Consider the following 15137-nt stretch of genomic DNA (forward strand, 5'->3'; position numbering starts at 1 on the left):
AAGGATTAAAATAGACCAACCCTTGCACTTTTCAAGCTACTTCAACCCTGTTTTTACCTTTCCTTTTCGCAGAGTAGAGGGCGCTGTCCGCCCTTTGGATCATACTATCTATGGTATCACCCTCCCGGTAGGTAGTAGCACCCACGGAAACGCTCAGGGGACCGTATCCGTCTATACTTATGGCATTAATTAGCTTTCTTATCTTTTCTCCAATAGGAAGAGGATCCGCGGTATGTGGTAGGAGGAGCAAAAATTCCTCACCGCCCCACCTTATGACTACATCACTCTTTCTTATGCTTTTCTTTATGGCTTTTGCTACTTTGCGCAAGGCAAGGTCCCCCACCAAGTGCCCAAGCTCATCGTTGAGCTTTTTGAAGTTGTCAATGTCAAGCATGAGAAGGGAGAAGGGAACCCCATACCTTTGGGCTTGATAGAGCAAGTTTTCAAACATTTTAATGCCCGCATGTCTGTTCAGAAGCTTTGTAAGCCTATCGGTAGTCGCCAAATAAAAGAGCCTCTTCTCTCTTTTCTTTTCCATCGTTATGTCCACGAGGGTAATAAGCAAATGTTCTTTGTTTCTGTATATAACCACATGCCCAACAAGCTTGAACCATTTAACTTTTCCTGTTTTTGTCGGAACCCTTATAATAACTCTTAGAGACTTCGTAAAACCGGCTTTTACTCTTTCTATTAACCTTTTTACACTTTCTAAATCTTTTGGATCCACAAAAGCCAATACACTTTTCCCTATAACCTCCTCCTCTTGGTATTTGAGCATTTTAAGAAAAACTCGGTTGGCATAGACAATCTTATCCTCCTGAAAGTCATACAGGATCACACCGTTTGGGTTGTTCTCCGCAATGAGCACAAAAAGATCTTCCTTCTCATAAAACTCGGATATATCCATCACATAGCCATAATAGCCAACTATGTTGCCCTCGTTGTCCTTGACGCTTACCGTATGGTCAAGCACCCATTTTACCTTTCCGTCCTTCGTAATGATCCGGTAGGGCTCATGGGTCCAAAAGTCTTTGTTGGTGTTGGTATAGGTTGCCACCTCTTGGGAGACTCTTTCCAAATCCTCCGGATGAATAAGGGACGCGTAGTCTATCTTACCGCCCAAAAATTCCTCCACCGTGTAGCCGGTGAGCTCATAAACACTTTTAGAAGCGTCCCTGACGGGCCAGCCCTCTTTTTTTTCCCACAGAAAGAAGGCAAGGGGACCTGAATTTATCAAAAGTTCCGGTCTTAGCCGGGCGGTATCAAAGGCGGACAATAACTCCTCCAAGGGGATGTGTAGCTCCAAAAAGAGGTCATATTCTGGCATATAGACTGCCTTTACCAAATGGTATTCCTCTCCATTTTTGGTTTTGTGTTTGTGAAGGACAGAACATTCTTTTAGCCCTCTCTCTATTATCTCCTTTAGGGGGCAGGGATGGTCTTTGTGAAGGTGGCAGGGTTCAGAAAAGGAATGACTGATCTGGTAGCAAGTTTGACCACTCTGGGTATAGAGTTCCTTTGCACGTTTGTTCATAGAAACCACTCTGTAGTCTTTGTCTATCAAAAGGACAGGAAAAGGAATAATGTCCAACGCCTCCCTCTCAAGGGCTAACCTTTCCATAGGCTCAAGAATTTAAGCAATTTTTCTGCGTCTGTAAAGCTTGTGGATAGGTGGGCTTCTGGATGTCCATAAAGACCACAGAGGGCAACCACTTTGGTGGGGGTGTGTTTTCTAAGTAGCCTTATCACAAAGTCTGTCCTGTAGCAATGAACTCCCACAAGGATGGTTAGGTCGTTTTGGTCGTGAAGTATGCTCTCATGGGGGTTTGGAGGGTCCATCTCTACCGATGGGTCGTATTTTTTTAGCTTGGGGCGATAGTCGGGAAGGACCTTAACCTGAAGCTTTCCTATCCTGTCTATCAATTCCCTCAGGGCTTTTGCCTTTTGATTTAGCTCCTCCTCCTGCCAATCCCATAGCAAGAGGGGACCCACTACCACCGTGGGCTTTTTGGCACTTCTTAGCCATTCTGCGAGTACTTCAAAGGCGGTTTCGTAGCTAACGGTTTTGCCATCTATGGTTGCATCCCCCAAAAATACCTCCTTTTGGAGGGCTGTTCTTGTTCTGTCCTCTTCTGGTGTTGGCACCGCCTTCGGCTTTTTGTAATAAGAAGGCACAAAGTCCTTAAAGAAGGGAGAAAAATCAAAGTGTTTTCTTTGAACCCTTTCTGAAACCTTTTCGTCCTCCTTTACGCTCAGGGATTTGACTAAGGCATCCTTTATAAGGTCCAGCTCCACGGTAAACTCGCCGTGGTATGCCTTTTCTTCTTCTTCCACTCCCAAGCTGTAGCAGGTGGTTCCCACAATGTTAAAGAGTACACCCTTTGCCCCCTCTTTGCTTGCCTTTTGAAAAATTTCATACCTTTTTTCGTAAAACTCATAACAGCAGTGTCCCACGTAGGTGTAGCCGTTTTCCGCACACCACTTGAGGGTGTCCCTCAGAAGCTCAAAGGAGGTAATGGTTATGGGGATCATGCCCTTTTGATAGGCAAGTCTGTAGGCATCTCCCACCGTGCAACCTCCACACTCCCCGCAATCATCCAAATGTCTGTAATCACACCAGCGAGGCTTGGCACAGTAAGGCAAAAGCATAACCTTTGCTTTTTTTAGGTTCTCAATCAACCCTCCCCCTATGCTACCGATGATGTCATTAAGAGTTTTTTTTTCCATGCCCAACTCAAGTCCCTCTATCTTTGTAAGCGGGAACATCACCGCGGAGACTATATCATCCACCGTCAGGTTCAAACCTTCCCATTGTCTATCCTTGAAAAACTCCCTTATTCTCCTTTCCACGTCCTGCAAGGGTGTATGTTTTAGGTATGCCTCAAGGTCGTATATGAGCCTTTTGGGCTCCACAAAAAAGTCGCCGTTTATGATCACCTGTTCCAAGAGTTTTCTGTCTGGGTCCACTTTGGCGGAGACCCTAAAGGTGCCACCCAAACAGCGGTATATTCCAAACAAGAGCTCCGGCTCCGAAGAGGACCTCTTTACTTCATAGACCCATTCTGGGCTCCTGTAGTATTCCTTTCTCTCCTCCAAAAGTCTTTTTTCTTCTTCTGTGAGCTCTCCCCATTGGTATTGTATGCCAAGCTCTTCTGAGAGCCCCTCCAGTATGGCGGAAAAGACCTCCTCCTTTTCTGGCATCCTTCCCAAGTATCTTTTGACCCATTCTACCCTGTCCTCTGCGGACTTTATACCCTTTGAGGTTAGCTTTTCTACAGGAATCTGCAAAGACTTTAGCATGCGTTCCACGTTAAAGTCCATGAGAATAGTTCCCTGATAAAGAAAGGCCTTTCCTTCAAAAACACCACCTGTACCGGATATTTTCCTTCCTTCTACCTCTATGTCGTTCCTTGGTCTAAACTGGGCGGGAATGCCGAGCTTCTGAAGTCCCTTCGCTACCGCGTTGCATATTTTTGCGGTTAGCTCTTCAAAGCTTATGTTCTCTCCAAAACTGTTTTTGTCTGCGATTATCTCCCAGCCTATTTGGGTCTCGTCAAAGTATATGGCACCACCGCCAGTGATCCGCCTTCCTACCTCTATGCCTTCCCTTTGGACGTATTCAAGCCGTACCTCCTGTTCCACCGATTGATGGTAGCCTATGAGTACGCATTCGGGCTTGAATTGCAAAAATCTTATGGTGTTGGGAATTTTATCCTGAGCCCTGAGCTCAAGCATTATTTGGTCAAGGGCAATGTTTTCGTGCTGTGGCCTTTGTCCTGTATATAAAACTCTCCACATTTTTCCACCTCCTTAAATTATCAGATAAAGTATAAACCCCGTTAATAACCCTGCAACCACATCGTCCGCCATAACGCCATGCCCTTTGGGCATTCTCTCAAAAAGATTTATTGGGAAAGGCTTGAGAATGTCTAACAGCCTAAAGAGAACAAAGGCTAAAAGTAGCGCTTTTAAAGTGGGCTCAAGAAACAGAAAGGCAAAAAAGTATCCCACTATTTCGTCTATTACCACACCCTCTGGATCCTCCTCCCTTGTAAGTTCCATCATGTATTCCGCAGACTTAACCCCAAGAAAATAAAGGAAAACACCCACCAAAAGCACCAGCCACCACTTAAAACCAAAAAGGTAAGCCAATGGCACCCCCAAAAGGGTTCCCACCGTCCCCGGCGCATACCTAAACCTTCCCAGGTAAAAACCAGTGGCAATTAGCTCCCAGTTCATCCCATTATCCTTATAAAGCTCCTCTTCCTCAGGTTTTGCAAAAGCTCTTTTTTTCTCTCCTCAAGCTTTTTCTCAAGTAGCTCCTCTTTTAGCTCTTCCAAAGGCTTTCCTTTATACTCTTCTTTGACCTCCAACACCTTGGCTACGTATACGTGCTCTTTGTCCTCTCCAAAGACTAGATCTCCCACCTTGGCGTTCCAAACTTCCTTATCAAGACTCTCCACCAGTTCCCCTTTCTTTACTAAAAGTGTCTCCACCTCCAGCCCGAGGGTTTTGGCAAGCTCTCGCAAGTCCTTGGTCTTCTCAAGGGCTCTCATCAGCCTTTCCCCGTCCTTTTTATCCACCACTAACACCTCCACTAACCTCTTTACCTCCACCTGTCCCCTTTTGAGTTTTTCCAACTCCAAGTCCAAGGCAGACACATTCACCTCCCTCAAAAGTACCGCGTATATGCCCTGACTAAATAAGAGCTCTTTTCTTAAAAACTCCTTAAGGTCCCTCAGTGTAAGCCCCTCCTTTTGGAGTTCATTTTGTAGTCTTTCAAGGCTCATGTTGTTAGCCTGTGCTATTTTGATCAGGGCTTGGTCCAGAAGCTCCTCCTGTACGCCAACGCCTTTTCCCTGAAGGAACTGATTGATGAGCCATACATCCACAAGCCTTGAGATAACTTCCCTTCTGTCCGTGGTGTTGTAAAAGAGCATACCCAGTTTCACATCACTCTCAAGGATAGGATCTCCGTTCACAGACGCCACCACCCTATCCACCAGCCCTTGCGCAAAGGAAAAAAACACTAAAGCTGTGAAAAGTAGAATTCCACCCGATAGTTTCTTAAGGTTTTCTCCAACCATTCCTTTAAAACCTCCTGCCTTTTTTCCCTTATAAGTTTAGCCCTAACCATAGGTTTAGCTTCCTCTAACGGGAGGATACCTTCGTTCCTCCTTCCCACCACCCTAAAGACCACATAGCCCGCCTCCGTGTATATGGGCTTTGAAACCTTTCCCACCTCGTAAGGGCTCAGCTGTGCCCTTAACACATCCGGCAATGCTTGTATAGAGTACCATATGGCTTCTCCCTTTTTAACTCCTTTTATGTCCTCCCAAAACTCTATTCCCTTTGATAGCCTGTAGTAAAGTTCGTTGGCACTCTCTAAGCTATCTGCCACAAAACGTTCCAACCTAACCTGGGCGGGCATCTTAAAGTCCCTAAGGTTCAAATAATAGTAGGCTATCACTTGATTTTCGGTAATCTCGGAACCTCTATAGAGTCTTTCTGCGATCTTGTCCACCAAAATCTCGGTCTCTATGAAATAAAGGGCTATCGGGCTTAGGTTCTTTGAGCCTATGTTCTTTTGTATGTAATCCTCCACCTCCGCATCCCTTAAGCTTATACCCATCTTTTTGGCTTCTTGCCTTATCACCTTGGACCTGACAAGCTCCACCAGAAAGTTTTGCACGTCCTCCTTTGTCGCCCTTGCTATTGGTAGATGCAGTATTTCCCTCCAGTAGGAGTTAAAGTATTCATAAAGTTCATCCTTTTTTATGGTTTCTGAACCCACCCTTGCCACCACAGAGGCACTTGAAAAGCCAAAGAAGGCTAATAATATGAGAAATAAGAGCATGTTATAATTTTAAATCCTAAGCGGGTGTGGCGGAATTGGCAGACGCGCGGGACTTAGGATCCCGTGGGCTTATGCCCGTGAGGGTTCGACTCCCTCCACCCGCATAAAATCTAAGGAGGTTTCTATGAAGGTCAGCCTTGAGGACAGAGAAGGGCTATTTAAAAGTCTGTTGGTAGAAGTTCAGGGAGATATCGTAAGAAAAAACTTGGAGAACGTATGCCAAGAGTTAGTACAGAACGTAGAGATTGAAGGTTTCAGAAAGGGAAAGGCTCCTCTCTGGCTCATAAAGGCAAGGTACAAGGACTACATAAGGGAGGAGGTTGGTAAAAGGGTTGCGGACGCCACTTTATCAAAAGCCATAGAGGAGAGCGGTCTAAAGCCTGCTGCGGACATATACCTTGAAGAGGTCCAGCTTGAAGAAAGCGAAGAAAAGGTAGCCTACCGTGTGGTCTTTGAGGTGCCTCCAAGCTTTGAACTAAAGCTCCAAGAGATAGAAAATCTTCGGGTGGAGATTCCAAAGGTTGAGTTCAAGGAGGAGATGGTCCAAGAGGAGATAAACAGACTGAGAGAGCAACACGCCCTTTGGGAACCCGTGGATAGAGAAATAAAGGAAGGGGATTTGGTGGTAATAGATTACAGGGTGGAGGACTTAGAAAGCGGAGAAACATCAGAAGGGGAGACCGCGGTTATAGTGGGGCGGAGGTTCTTGAGGGAAGAGATAGAAAAGGCGCTGGTGGGTAAAAAGGAAGGGGAAGAGGTGGAGATAGAGAGTGTGGACCTTTTTGATGCGGAGGGCAAGGTGGTAGGAAAGGCAAAGGTGAAAATCTCTATAAAGGCGGTAAAGGAGAAGGTCCTGCCGGAGGTGAACGACGACTTTGCCAAGGAACTGGGACTCGGAGACACCTGGTCTTCTGCGGAAGAAAAGATCAGACAGACGGTCAAGGAAAACCTTGAAAACTATAAGAAATCCCTCGTAGAGGAGAATATAGCCAAAAAACTCATTGAACTTCATGAGTTTGAGGTCCCTCAGACCCTCCTCAGGAGAGAGCTTAGCTTTCTGGTGGACAGAAGACTCAGAGAGCTCTCTTCTTTGGGTATAGACACACGATACATAAATATTCAAGGGTTGGCACAGGAGCTTTTGCCCCAGGCAATCGCAAACATAAAGCTAAGATACATCCTTGATAAATACGCACAAACAAAGAACCTGCAGGCAGAGGAAAAGGACCTTGAAGAGGAGTACACCAAGCTGGCACAGGCTTATGGCGTTAGCCCAGAGCAAATAAAGGCTGATGTGCAATCAAGAAACTTAGAGGAAGTAATAAAGGGGGATGTTCTGAGGAGAAAGGCCTTAGAGGATATAATGAGTAAAGTTCAAGTGATTGAAGTTGAAGAAAAGAAGGAGGAAAAGCAGGATGAAAATACTTGACCAGCTGGTGCCCATAGTTATAGAACAGACACCAAGGGGCGAAAGGGCTTATGACATATACTCAAGGCTACTGCAGGACAGGATCGTTTTGCTTGGCTATCCCATAGACGACCATGTGGCAAACCTGATCGTTGCTCAGCTTCTCTTTCTGGAGGCCCAGGACCCCGAAAAGGATATATACATGTACATTAACTCTCCTGGTGGTTCCGTTACCGCCGGTATGGCAATCTACGACACGATGCAGTATATAAAGCCCGACGTGGTCACCATCTGCATAGGACAGGCGGCGTCTATGGGCGCAGTTTTGCTTGCGGCGGGTGCTAAGGGTAAGAGATATGCCCTTCCACATGCTCGTATTATGATCCACCAGCCCTTGGGCGGTATAACCGGTCAAGCTACGGACATAATAATCCACGCAGAGGAGATAAAGAGGATAAAGAATATGCTGAACGAAATACTCGCCTTCCACACAGGACAACCCTTAGAGAAGATTGAGAGGGATGTGGAAAGGGACTACTTTATGTCTGCCTACGAGGCTATGGAGTATGGCATAGTGGATAAGGTGATAACCAAAAGGACATAGAGGAATTAAATTTGAAAAGAATGAGTAGGAAAACAGTAGGGCATAGATGCTCCTTTTGTGGTAGGAGTCAAGAGGAGGTTTTGGTTCTCATTGCTGGTCCCAACGACACCTACATATGCGATAGGTGTGTGTCCACCTGCGAGGCTATAATAAGAGAGCAAAAGAGCCAGTTGGCACAGCATCATGTTCAAGAACTACCAAAGCCCGATGAAATAAAAGCCATATTAGACCAGTATGTAATAGGACAGGAAAGAGCCAAAAAGATCCTATCGGTGGCGGTTTATAACCATTACAAGCGGGTCAGAATGAAGGAGCTGGGTGTAAGGCTGGATGATGTAGAGATAGAAAAGAGCAACATCCTTATGATAGGACCTACGGGTTCGGGCAAAACTTTACTTGCCAAAACTTTGGCAAAAATACTCAACGTGCCCTTTGCCATAGCGGACGCCACCAGCCTAACAGAGGCTGGATATGTGGGAGAGGATGTGGAGAATGTGTTAACAAGGCTCCTGCAAAACTGCGGGTATAATGTGGAGCTTGCCCAAAAGGGTATAGTCTACATTGACGAGATAGACAAAATTGCCAAAAAGTCGGGCATAAACCCTTCCATAACCCGCGACGTGTCCGGGGAGGGTGTTCAGCAAGCCCTCCTAAAGATCGTAGAAGGAACGGTGGCAAACGTGCCCCCACAAGGTGGCAGAAAGCACCCTCATCAGGAGTTTATACAAGTGGATACCACTGACATTCTTTTCATCTGCGGTGGTGCCTTTGTAGGCCTTGAGGACATAATAAAGAGAAGGCTCGGAAAGTCGGTGGTGGGCTTTGAGTCCGCCATAGGCAAATACAACGTGGAGGGCAATGTGCTCACTTACGTGGAGCCCGACGATCTAATACACTTTGGCATGATCCCCGAGTTCATAGGCAGGTTCCCCGTAATTGCAGTCCTTGATGAGCTAACGGAGGATGACCTGGTAAGAATTCTTGTGGAGCCCAAAAATGCCCTGGTGAAGCAATACAAAAAGCTCTTTGAGATGGAAGGCGTAGAGCTTGAATTTACCGAAGGCGCCCTGCGGGAAATTGCAAGGGAAGCCATAAAACGCAAGACGGGTGCCAGAGGACTCAGGGCAATAATGGAAGAGATCATGATAGATGTGATGTTTGAGGTGCCCTCCAAGAAGAACGTAAAGAAGGTAATAATAGATGAAGAGGTGGTAATTCAGCGGATCAAGCCCAAGTACATCCTCAAGGAGGCGGTATAAAGTAAGCTTATAAGCATATAACAAAAAACTTATACCGCCTTCTTACCTTTGGGCTTAAACTCCTTTTGTATGGAACTTCTTAAAAGACTCTTTGGTGGAAAAGAAAAGCAAACAGAGGAAGTTTATGAGATAACTACTTCAAAGGGTGTTCTGAAGCTTTGGTTGGAGCAGGACCTTCAGCAGGACCCAGACCCGAAGGTGGAGGAGTATTGGATAGAAAGCTTGGATGTCTCCGAGGATGCCCGTTGGCTTTTGGTAGGAAGAAGGTATGGGCTATTTCAGTTTTATGACTGGAGGGGTAGGCTACACAGACTTCCCGCACGCCCACCCGCACAGGTGGTCTCAGAGATCCTCTTTAAAGAAAACTTCCTTATCCTCATCACACCCCCCTATTTGGTGGTCTATCGCATAGAGGACCCAGAGAACCCAGCCACTTGGAAGAGCTTTAAGCTTTCCCAGGAGGGCATAAGACCCTCCATGGGCTTGGACCTAATGCGGGGAGTTTTAGCCTTTGGAGTGGTGGGAAACGGGGTTTATGCCATTGATGTAGGAGAAGACCTTTCTCTGCAGAGGGTGGAGTTCAAAAGTAGCTTCAGCGTGAGTGAGATAGGAGAGCTAAGGGCTATAAAGTTTTTAACACCATCCAAGCTGTTCATCACTGGCACGGAGGGTTCTGCCATATACAGCTTAAGCGGGAACTTGCTAAAGAAATTTCCATACAGGGCTGGCAGGGCAGTAGCCCTAATAAACGGAAGGCTAATTTTGGGCGAAGAAGCTAAGGTCATAGTATTGGACGCATACACAGAGGAAGAGCTCTATAAGATAGATGTACCCCTGAAGGTTTCCCAATTGGACGGGGACCCAGAGGGTCTTTTTGTATTTTTGGCAGATGCGGAGGAAAACCATCTTGGCATACTGGACCTACAAACTCCCCAATACTTGCAAACCCTCGAGGGCTTTGGCTACTCGGTGGTAAAGGTATCAAAGGACGGCTACATATACACCAGTAGGTGGATACAGGACAAAGACAGAAAGCTCTACCAACTTGTAAAGCTTGGTTCCAACTTGGTGGATTTTATCTATCCCAAAGACAGGCAGGAAAAAGTCCTAAAGCAGGCGGAAAAGGCTTACAAAGAATTTGTCTCTAAGGTACAGAAGGCAAGGGATCTTTCCCAGTTGGAGGACCTAAACTCCCTTAAGGAGATTGCCAGCTTGGACATCCCCCTTAGAAGGATAAGAGAGCTTTACTTTGAGGCAGAGGAACTACTAAAAAAGAAGAGGTTAGAGCTCTTTTTGGAGCAAATAAGGGAAAAGGTCCAAAGGGGCACAGCGGGTCAGAGGGAGCTAAAGGAAATAGAAGAATGGCTCCGAAATGCGGACGGAGAAGAGTTTGAAAAACTCTCAAGGGCAAAGGAGGAGTTGGAAAGGGAGCTTAAAAACAGACTGACGAGGGCTTTGGAGGAACTAAAGGTAGCCCTTGAAGGCAAAGAGAGCCAAGACCTTGAAGAACTTGAAGCGGAGGAGGAGGTAAAGAACTTTAGGGAATTCCTGAACACACTGTCGAGGGAATTGAGCAGGGAAGGAGAGCAAAGCCTCCAAAGGCTCTTGCAGGAAAAGGTTATCTCATACAGGCTAAAAAGGTTCAGAATAACCACCACCGAGGACAGGGTGTTCTTTGGCAGGGAAGATTTTCCAAAGTTTAGCGGTGAGCGCAGAAGGCTCTCTTGGAGGCTAAAGGTAGAGGAAAAGTTACCCATAGGTAGTGAGATATACGCAAAAATAGCCTTTGAAAGGGAAGATGGCGTCCTGTTGGAACCCAAAAGATACTCAAACCTTTTGCCTGTAAAAGAATTAAAGTCAATGCCCAAGTGGGTAAGGAGCTACCTCAGGCACTTACGAGGACTTTTCTCTTACGAACCCTACAGGCTCCCTCTTTTTGTCTCTTACGAAGAAACCCCCTGGTTTGTTTACAACTTAGAGAGGTTTGTTTCCATGGTCAAAGACCAGCTCAGCTTTGGAGAAGGCATACTTATATTGGAGGGAGATGCGGGTGTGGGCAAAAACTTCTTAGTAGAAGTATTCTCCGCCCTTACCAACAGACCCCTTTACATAATCCCATGCCACTCAAAGATGGAAAAGGAAGACCTAACCTACACCTATGAGTTTGACCCAAAAAAGGGAACAAAGCGCGTTTTCTCAGACCTTATCAAAGCTTTGCAGACCCCAGGTGCGGTCATATACTTGGACGAGATCAACACCCTCCCACCCGCCTTGGTAAAGCTCTTTAACCCCCTCTTTGACTACAGAAGATATTTGGTAATGCCTACTGGAGAGGTCATAAAGGCACGGAGCGATGTGATCTTGGTGGGCGGTATGAACCCACAGCACTATCTTGGCGTCTCTGAACTTCCGCAGGATATAAAATCCCGTGCGGATGTAATGTTTGTGGATTATCCACCCTTTGAGGATAGCAGGGGCTTTTTCCATCCCGACGAAGCACTCATCTTAAAAGACTATGTTTCTTCGCTTTCTGAACTTTCCAACGAAGAATTTGTTTATCTTTGGTATGCCCTGATAAATCAAGTGGAGACCCCACAGGCAAAAAGGTTGATAAACCCCACAAGGGAAAGGCACATATACCTTCTCTTTGACTTACTCAAGATCGCCAACCGCATAAGAAAGGCATACAGGGATTATCAAAGCCAAAGGTCCGAAGAACCTGTAGAGTTCGTGTTTTCCATCAGGGATACCATCCGATGTGCCAGAAGGTTAGAAAGGTACAACTCTGCCCAAAGGGTTGTAATAGAAACCATCCTGCCAAAGGTTAGCTCCCCCTTGGAGAGGGAAATCTTAAAAAACATAATAGAGAGCACCTAATCTCCACAGCGAAGGACCACCGCCTCCACCGGCACCTCTCCATCCCCTATCATCCCCAACTTCCTCGCCGCACCTTCTGAGAGGTCCAACACCCTGCCCTCCTTGAAGGGTCCCCTGTCTATTACCTTTACCTCCACCTCTTTGCCATTTTTTAAGTTCCTTACCCTCAGCAGGGTGCCAAGGGGAAGCTCCCTGTGGGCCGCATACATTCCATCTTTATCAAAGATTATTCCGTAAGAGCTTTCTCTTCCATGATGAGGCTCTCCATACCAGCTTGCCATACCTCTGATCACGGGAGGGCATACCGTATTTCCGTCCACCCCGCATCTTTCCACCTCCAAAACCGCCCTAAAGGGAGCCTTCCCAAGAAGAGGTTCAAACCTCTCCGGCACGCATACACCGTTGATATCATCCCTCCTATAGATGGCTATGGTTACGCTTTTTCCCGTGCTTTGGCTATAAACCCTAACCCGACTGCCTGCTTGAACAAGATTGCTGTATGCCCTGTTGCCCGTGCAGTAAAAACCTACCGTCTCAATTTTGGATGGACAGTATGCCCTGAGAGAACCTGTTGCCCGCTCCCTTTCCCTTTGAGAAATGGGCTCCCTGTCCTTTATAACCACCGTACAACCCGACAGAAAAACTACCAAGAGCAGGAGCCACATTTCCAAAATACAATATATTAAGTGCTAAGAGTTCTCTCGGTGGTAGATGGCTTTGGCTGGAGTGGAACAAAGGAGCAGGTTTATCTCCTTGCAAGGGAGCTAAAAAAGCGAGGAGTGGATGTGGAGCTTGCCCTTGCCTACCAAAACAAAGAAATGGTAGAAAAGCTTTCCCCCTATGGTGTAGTCTTTCGGTTTTTTGAAAACCACACCAAATTTAACCGGCTGAACCCTGCCAACTACCTAAGGTTATACAGGATCATAAAAGAAAACAACTACCATGTGGTTATAGCAAACTCTCCCCATGCTTACGACTACGTTAGGCTCGTCTATCCCTTTTTAAAAAACAAGCCAAAGCTTGTGGTGGTCAAAAGAAGTGCAAGGGTGCCAAACCTTTTATCCCTAAAGCTAAAGTATGCATACGCAGATGCGGTGGTAGGCGTTTCTAAGGCGGTTGTAAAAAACCTTGCATCCGCAGGCTTTCCAGAGCATAAACTCTATGTTATCCCAAGTGCTATAGACTTAGAGAGGTTTTATCCGAACCGGGAAAAGGGCTTAAGCATAAGAAGGCAGTTGAACATTCCCGTAGATGCCAAGGTCTTTGTAAATGTTGCCAATTGGAACCCTCCAGTGAAAGGACAAGACATGCTCATCAAAACTTTCTCCGAGCTAAACTGTTCCAACTGTTATCTGCTTTTGGTGGGTTCGCTAACAGACACGGAAGGAAAAAAACTGGCAAAAGCTTACTCGGTGGAGGAAAGGGTAATAGGCGTGGGCTTTAGGGAAAACCCGGAGGATTATATCAACGCGGGAGATTACTATGTTATGTCCTCTTACCTTGAGGGACTGCCTAATGCACTTTTGCAAGCTATGGCTTGCGAGAAGGTTGTTATAGCCACCAAGGCGGGCGGAGTGGAGGATTTTTTGAAGGATGGTTTTAACGGCTTTAGTGTGGACGTGGGAGACTTTAACGCCCTTAGGCAAAAGATGGAAATGGTGCTAAAGCTATCTCCGGAGGAATACCACCAAATAGGCAAAAGGGCAAGGGAAACCGCCATGAACTTTACCCCCGAAAGAACCTGCCAGGAGTATATAAACCTCTTCCAAAGACTCTTGGGAGTAAAATAACCACATGTTAGTGCTTTTGTATCACAAGGTTATAAAAAATCCCGGTTTTGACCTTTGGTGGAAAACCTTTGATTTGCAAATAAAAGTACTAAAGAGCACATACAAAATAGTCTCTTTGGATGAGGTTTTGGATTGCGTGATAAACGGAAAATGCCACAAAAACGCGGTGGCAATAACCTTTGACGATGGCTATGCGGACAATTACATTTACGCCTATCCTATCCTGAAAAAACACAAAGTAAAAGCAACCCTCTTTTTGGCAACCTCTCGGGTGCTATTGGAGGAAAAAAAGAGACCTACCCTCCTTGATTACTGGGAAGGGAAAGTGTCTTGGGAAGAGCTTTATAGACCAAAGAGCATGAAGGATGCAAACGCAGAGTTTGTAAAGCAGGGCAAAAGCACAGACTTTTTGACTTTGGAGGAAATAAAGAGTATGAGGGATGTCTTTTCCTTTGGCTGGCATTCCCATTGGCATCTAAAAGCCTTTGAAAGGGACGAAGTTATAGACTTCTACGATGGAGATGGACACTGGTCTCTTTTGCACGCATACAAAGGTGATTTAAGAAAAGGTTATCCTATCTTCCCTATGAAGGGCTCCTTAGCCATAAGGGCAGGAAGTCTAAAGCCAGAGGTCAAAGAGTTCATCCGATCCTTGGGAAATAGCTTTTTTGAAAAGAGGTCTTGGAAAAAAGAGCTGAAGGAATTACTCAAAAGGAACTTTGACAGTTTGCTTGTTTTTGAAACGGAAGAGGAGATGAGAAGCAGAATAGAGGAAGACTTTAAAACATCCATGGGCTTACTCAAAAGCTTTCTGGGAGAAAGTGTAGAACACGGAGCTTATCCCTTTGGAGATTACAGCGATGAATTGAAGAAAAAATGCAGAGAATACCTAAGGTCCTGCTTTACCACTGAAAAGATGACGGTAAAACCCTATTCGGACCCCTACGCCATCCCACGCATAACCGTCCCAAAGGACATCTGGTCCTTTTTTGCCATACTCACCAAGTCCAAGCTGGGCTTTTGGTGAAGGAGGAATAAAATTAAAGCTATGGACTGGACGCAGGTTTTTACTATCATCGGCACCCTCTCTGCCATAATAGGAGGGTATGTATTTTTAATCAACAAACGCTTTGAGGATATGAACAAACGCTTCGAGGATGTAAATAAACGCTTTGATGATATGAATAGAAGGATAGACAAGATTGAGCAGGACATAAGGGACATAAGAACTGAACTAAACGAAATGAAAAAGGAGATCACAGAGATCAAGATCCTTCTTTACAGAGTTTTAGAAATCCCTCACAAAGAGGACAAAGGATAACCCCGCATATTTCACAGAAAC

At 45.8% G+C, this 15137-nt stretch carries 13 protein-coding genes and 1 tRNA gene; 8 read left to right on the forward strand and 6 right to left on the reverse strand.

Annotated features, from left to right (window positions below; translation table 11 throughout):
* Positions 1–31: 31 nt before the first annotated feature.
* From THERU_RS05520 to THERU_RS05540, 5 genes are read right to left on the reverse strand one after another with little or no spacing between them, the layout of a single operon-like run.
* Positions 32–1621: a sensor domain-containing diguanylate cyclase gene (locus THERU_RS05520; RefSeq protein WP_025306283.1), complete on the reverse strand. Its 1590-nt coding sequence runs from the start codon at positions 1619–1621 to the stop codon at positions 32–34.
* Complete coding sequence (locus THERU_RS05525) at positions 1609–3798, reverse strand: lipoyl protein ligase domain-containing protein (protein WP_025306284.1); 2190 nt, start codon at positions 3796–3798, stop codon at positions 1609–1611. The genes THERU_RS05520 and THERU_RS05525 overlap by 13 nt, the downstream gene beginning before the upstream one ends.
* Before the next feature lie 12 nt (positions 3799–3810).
* Positions 3811–4239 carry a phosphatidylglycerophosphatase A family protein gene (locus THERU_RS05530; protein WP_025306285.1) on the reverse strand — a complete coding sequence of 143 codons (429 nt, stop codon included), beginning with the start codon at positions 4237–4239 and terminating at the stop codon, positions 3811–3813.
* Positions 4236–5087: a SurA N-terminal domain-containing protein gene (locus THERU_RS05535; RefSeq protein WP_025306286.1), complete on the reverse strand. Its 852-nt coding sequence runs from the start codon at positions 5085–5087 to the stop codon at positions 4236–4238. Before THERU_RS05535 ends, THERU_RS05530 begins: the two co-directional genes overlap by 4 nt.
* Positions 5030–5857, reverse strand: a complete 828-nt coding sequence (locus THERU_RS05540) for a peptidylprolyl isomerase (protein WP_025306287.1) — start codon at positions 5855–5857, stop codon at positions 5030–5032. The genes THERU_RS05535 and THERU_RS05540 overlap by 58 nt, the downstream gene beginning before the upstream one ends.
* 20 nt (positions 5858–5877) lie before the next feature.
* Between THERU_RS05540 and THERU_RS05545 the strand changes: the two genes are divergently transcribed.
* From THERU_RS05545 to THERU_RS05565, 5 genes are all read left to right on the forward strand, one after another.
* Positions 5878–5961, forward strand: a tRNA-Leu gene (locus THERU_RS05545).
* Positions 5962–5981: 20 nt separating this feature from the next.
* Positions 5982–7286, forward strand: coding sequence for a trigger factor (gene tig, locus THERU_RS05550; RefSeq protein WP_025306288.1), 1305 nt, complete (start codon positions 5982–5984; stop codon positions 7284–7286).
* Positions 7273–7869, forward strand: coding sequence for an ATP-dependent Clp endopeptidase proteolytic subunit ClpP (gene clpP, locus THERU_RS05555; RefSeq protein ID WP_025306289.1), 597 nt, complete (start codon positions 7273–7275; stop codon positions 7867–7869). The genes tig and clpP overlap by 14 nt, the downstream gene beginning before the upstream one ends.
* Before the next feature lie 20 nt (positions 7870–7889).
* Entirely contained in the window at positions 7890–9128 is a 1239-nt protein-coding gene (gene clpX / locus THERU_RS05560) for an ATP-dependent Clp protease ATP-binding subunit ClpX (RefSeq protein WP_025306290.1), read from the forward strand.
* Between the two features lie 69 nt (positions 9129–9197).
* A complete protein-coding gene (locus tag THERU_RS05565) occupies positions 9198–12005 on the forward strand; it encodes an AAA family ATPase (protein WP_025306291.1) in 2808 nt (935 codons plus the stop codon).
* Here THERU_RS05565 and THERU_RS05570 read toward each other — a convergent pair.
* A complete protein-coding gene (locus THERU_RS05570; RefSeq protein WP_025306292.1) occupies positions 12002–12670 on the reverse strand; it encodes a septal ring lytic transglycosylase RlpA family protein in 669 nt (222 codons plus the stop codon). The two genes, THERU_RS05565 and THERU_RS05570, sit on opposite strands and share 4 nt — an antisense overlap.
* A gap of 21 nt (positions 12671–12691) precedes the next feature.
* Here THERU_RS05570 and THERU_RS05575 point away from each other — a divergent pair, with 21 nt between their 5' ends.
* Genes THERU_RS05575 through THERU_RS05585 form a run of 3 tightly spaced genes read left to right on the forward strand, consistent with a single transcriptional unit; the run spans position 12692 to position 15116 of the window.
* Positions 12692–13795 (forward strand): glycosyltransferase, encoded by a 1104-nt coding sequence (locus THERU_RS05575; protein ID WP_025306293.1) that lies wholly within the window; start codon positions 12692–12694, stop codon positions 13793–13795.
* 4 nt (positions 13796–13799) lie between these two features.
* Positions 13800–14822, forward strand: a complete 1023-nt coding sequence (locus THERU_RS05580; protein ID WP_025306294.1) for a polysaccharide deacetylase family protein — start codon at positions 13800–13802, stop codon at positions 14820–14822.
* 21 nt (positions 14823–14843) lie between these two features.
* The gene (locus tag THERU_RS05585) at positions 14844–15116 is read left to right on the forward strand and encodes a hypothetical protein (RefSeq protein WP_025306295.1); all 273 of its coding nucleotides are present in this window, start codon (positions 14844–14846) and stop codon (positions 15114–15116) included.
* The last annotated feature ends 21 nt before the right edge of the window (positions 15117–15137 follow it).

Origin of the sequence: Thermocrinis ruber, assembly GCF_000512735.1 — a bacterium.
Classification (GTDB): Bacteria; Aquificota; Aquificia; order Aquificales; family Aquificaceae; genus Thermocrinis; species Thermocrinis ruber.

Excerpts from the sequence above, each read along its gene's own strand:
- THERU_RS05520 (WP_025306283.1), bottom strand. The coding sequence starts at position 1,621 with ATGGAAAGGTTAGCCCTTGAGAGGGAGGCGTTGGACATTATTCCTTTT.
- THERU_RS05525 (WP_025306284.1), bottom strand. The coding sequence starts at position 3,798 with ATGTGGAGAGTTTTATATACAGGACAAAGGCCACAGCACGAAAACATT.
- THERU_RS05530 (WP_025306285.1), bottom strand. The coding sequence starts at position 4,239 with ATGAACTGGGAGCTAATTGCCACTGGTTTTTACCTGGGAAGGTTTAGG.
- THERU_RS05535 (WP_025306286.1), bottom strand. The coding sequence starts at position 5,087 with ATGGTTGGAGAAAACCTTAAGAAACTATCGGGTGGAATTCTACTTTTC.
- THERU_RS05540 (WP_025306287.1), bottom strand. The coding sequence starts at position 5,857 with ATGCTCTTATTTCTCATATTATTAGCCTTCTTTGGCTTTTCAAGTGCC.
- tig (WP_025306288.1), top strand. The coding sequence starts at position 5,982 with ATGAAGGTCAGCCTTGAGGACAGAGAAGGGCTATTTAAAAGTCTGTTG.
- clpP (WP_025306289.1), top strand. The coding sequence starts at position 7,273 with ATGAAAATACTTGACCAGCTGGTGCCCATAGTTATAGAACAGACACCA.
- clpX (WP_025306290.1), top strand. The coding sequence starts at position 7,890 with ATGAGTAGGAAAACAGTAGGGCATAGATGCTCCTTTTGTGGTAGGAGT.
- THERU_RS05565 (WP_025306291.1), top strand. The coding sequence starts at position 9,198 with ATGGAACTTCTTAAAAGACTCTTTGGTGGAAAAGAAAAGCAAACAGAG.
- THERU_RS05570 (WP_025306292.1), bottom strand. The coding sequence starts at position 12,670 with ATGTGGCTCCTGCTCTTGGTAGTTTTTCTGTCGGGTTGTACGGTGGTT.
- THERU_RS05580 (WP_025306294.1), top strand. The coding sequence starts at position 13,800 with ATGTTAGTGCTTTTGTATCACAAGGTTATAAAAAATCCCGGTTTTGAC.
- THERU_RS05585 (WP_025306295.1), top strand. The coding sequence starts at position 14,844 with ATGGACTGGACGCAGGTTTTTACTATCATCGGCACCCTCTCTGCCATA.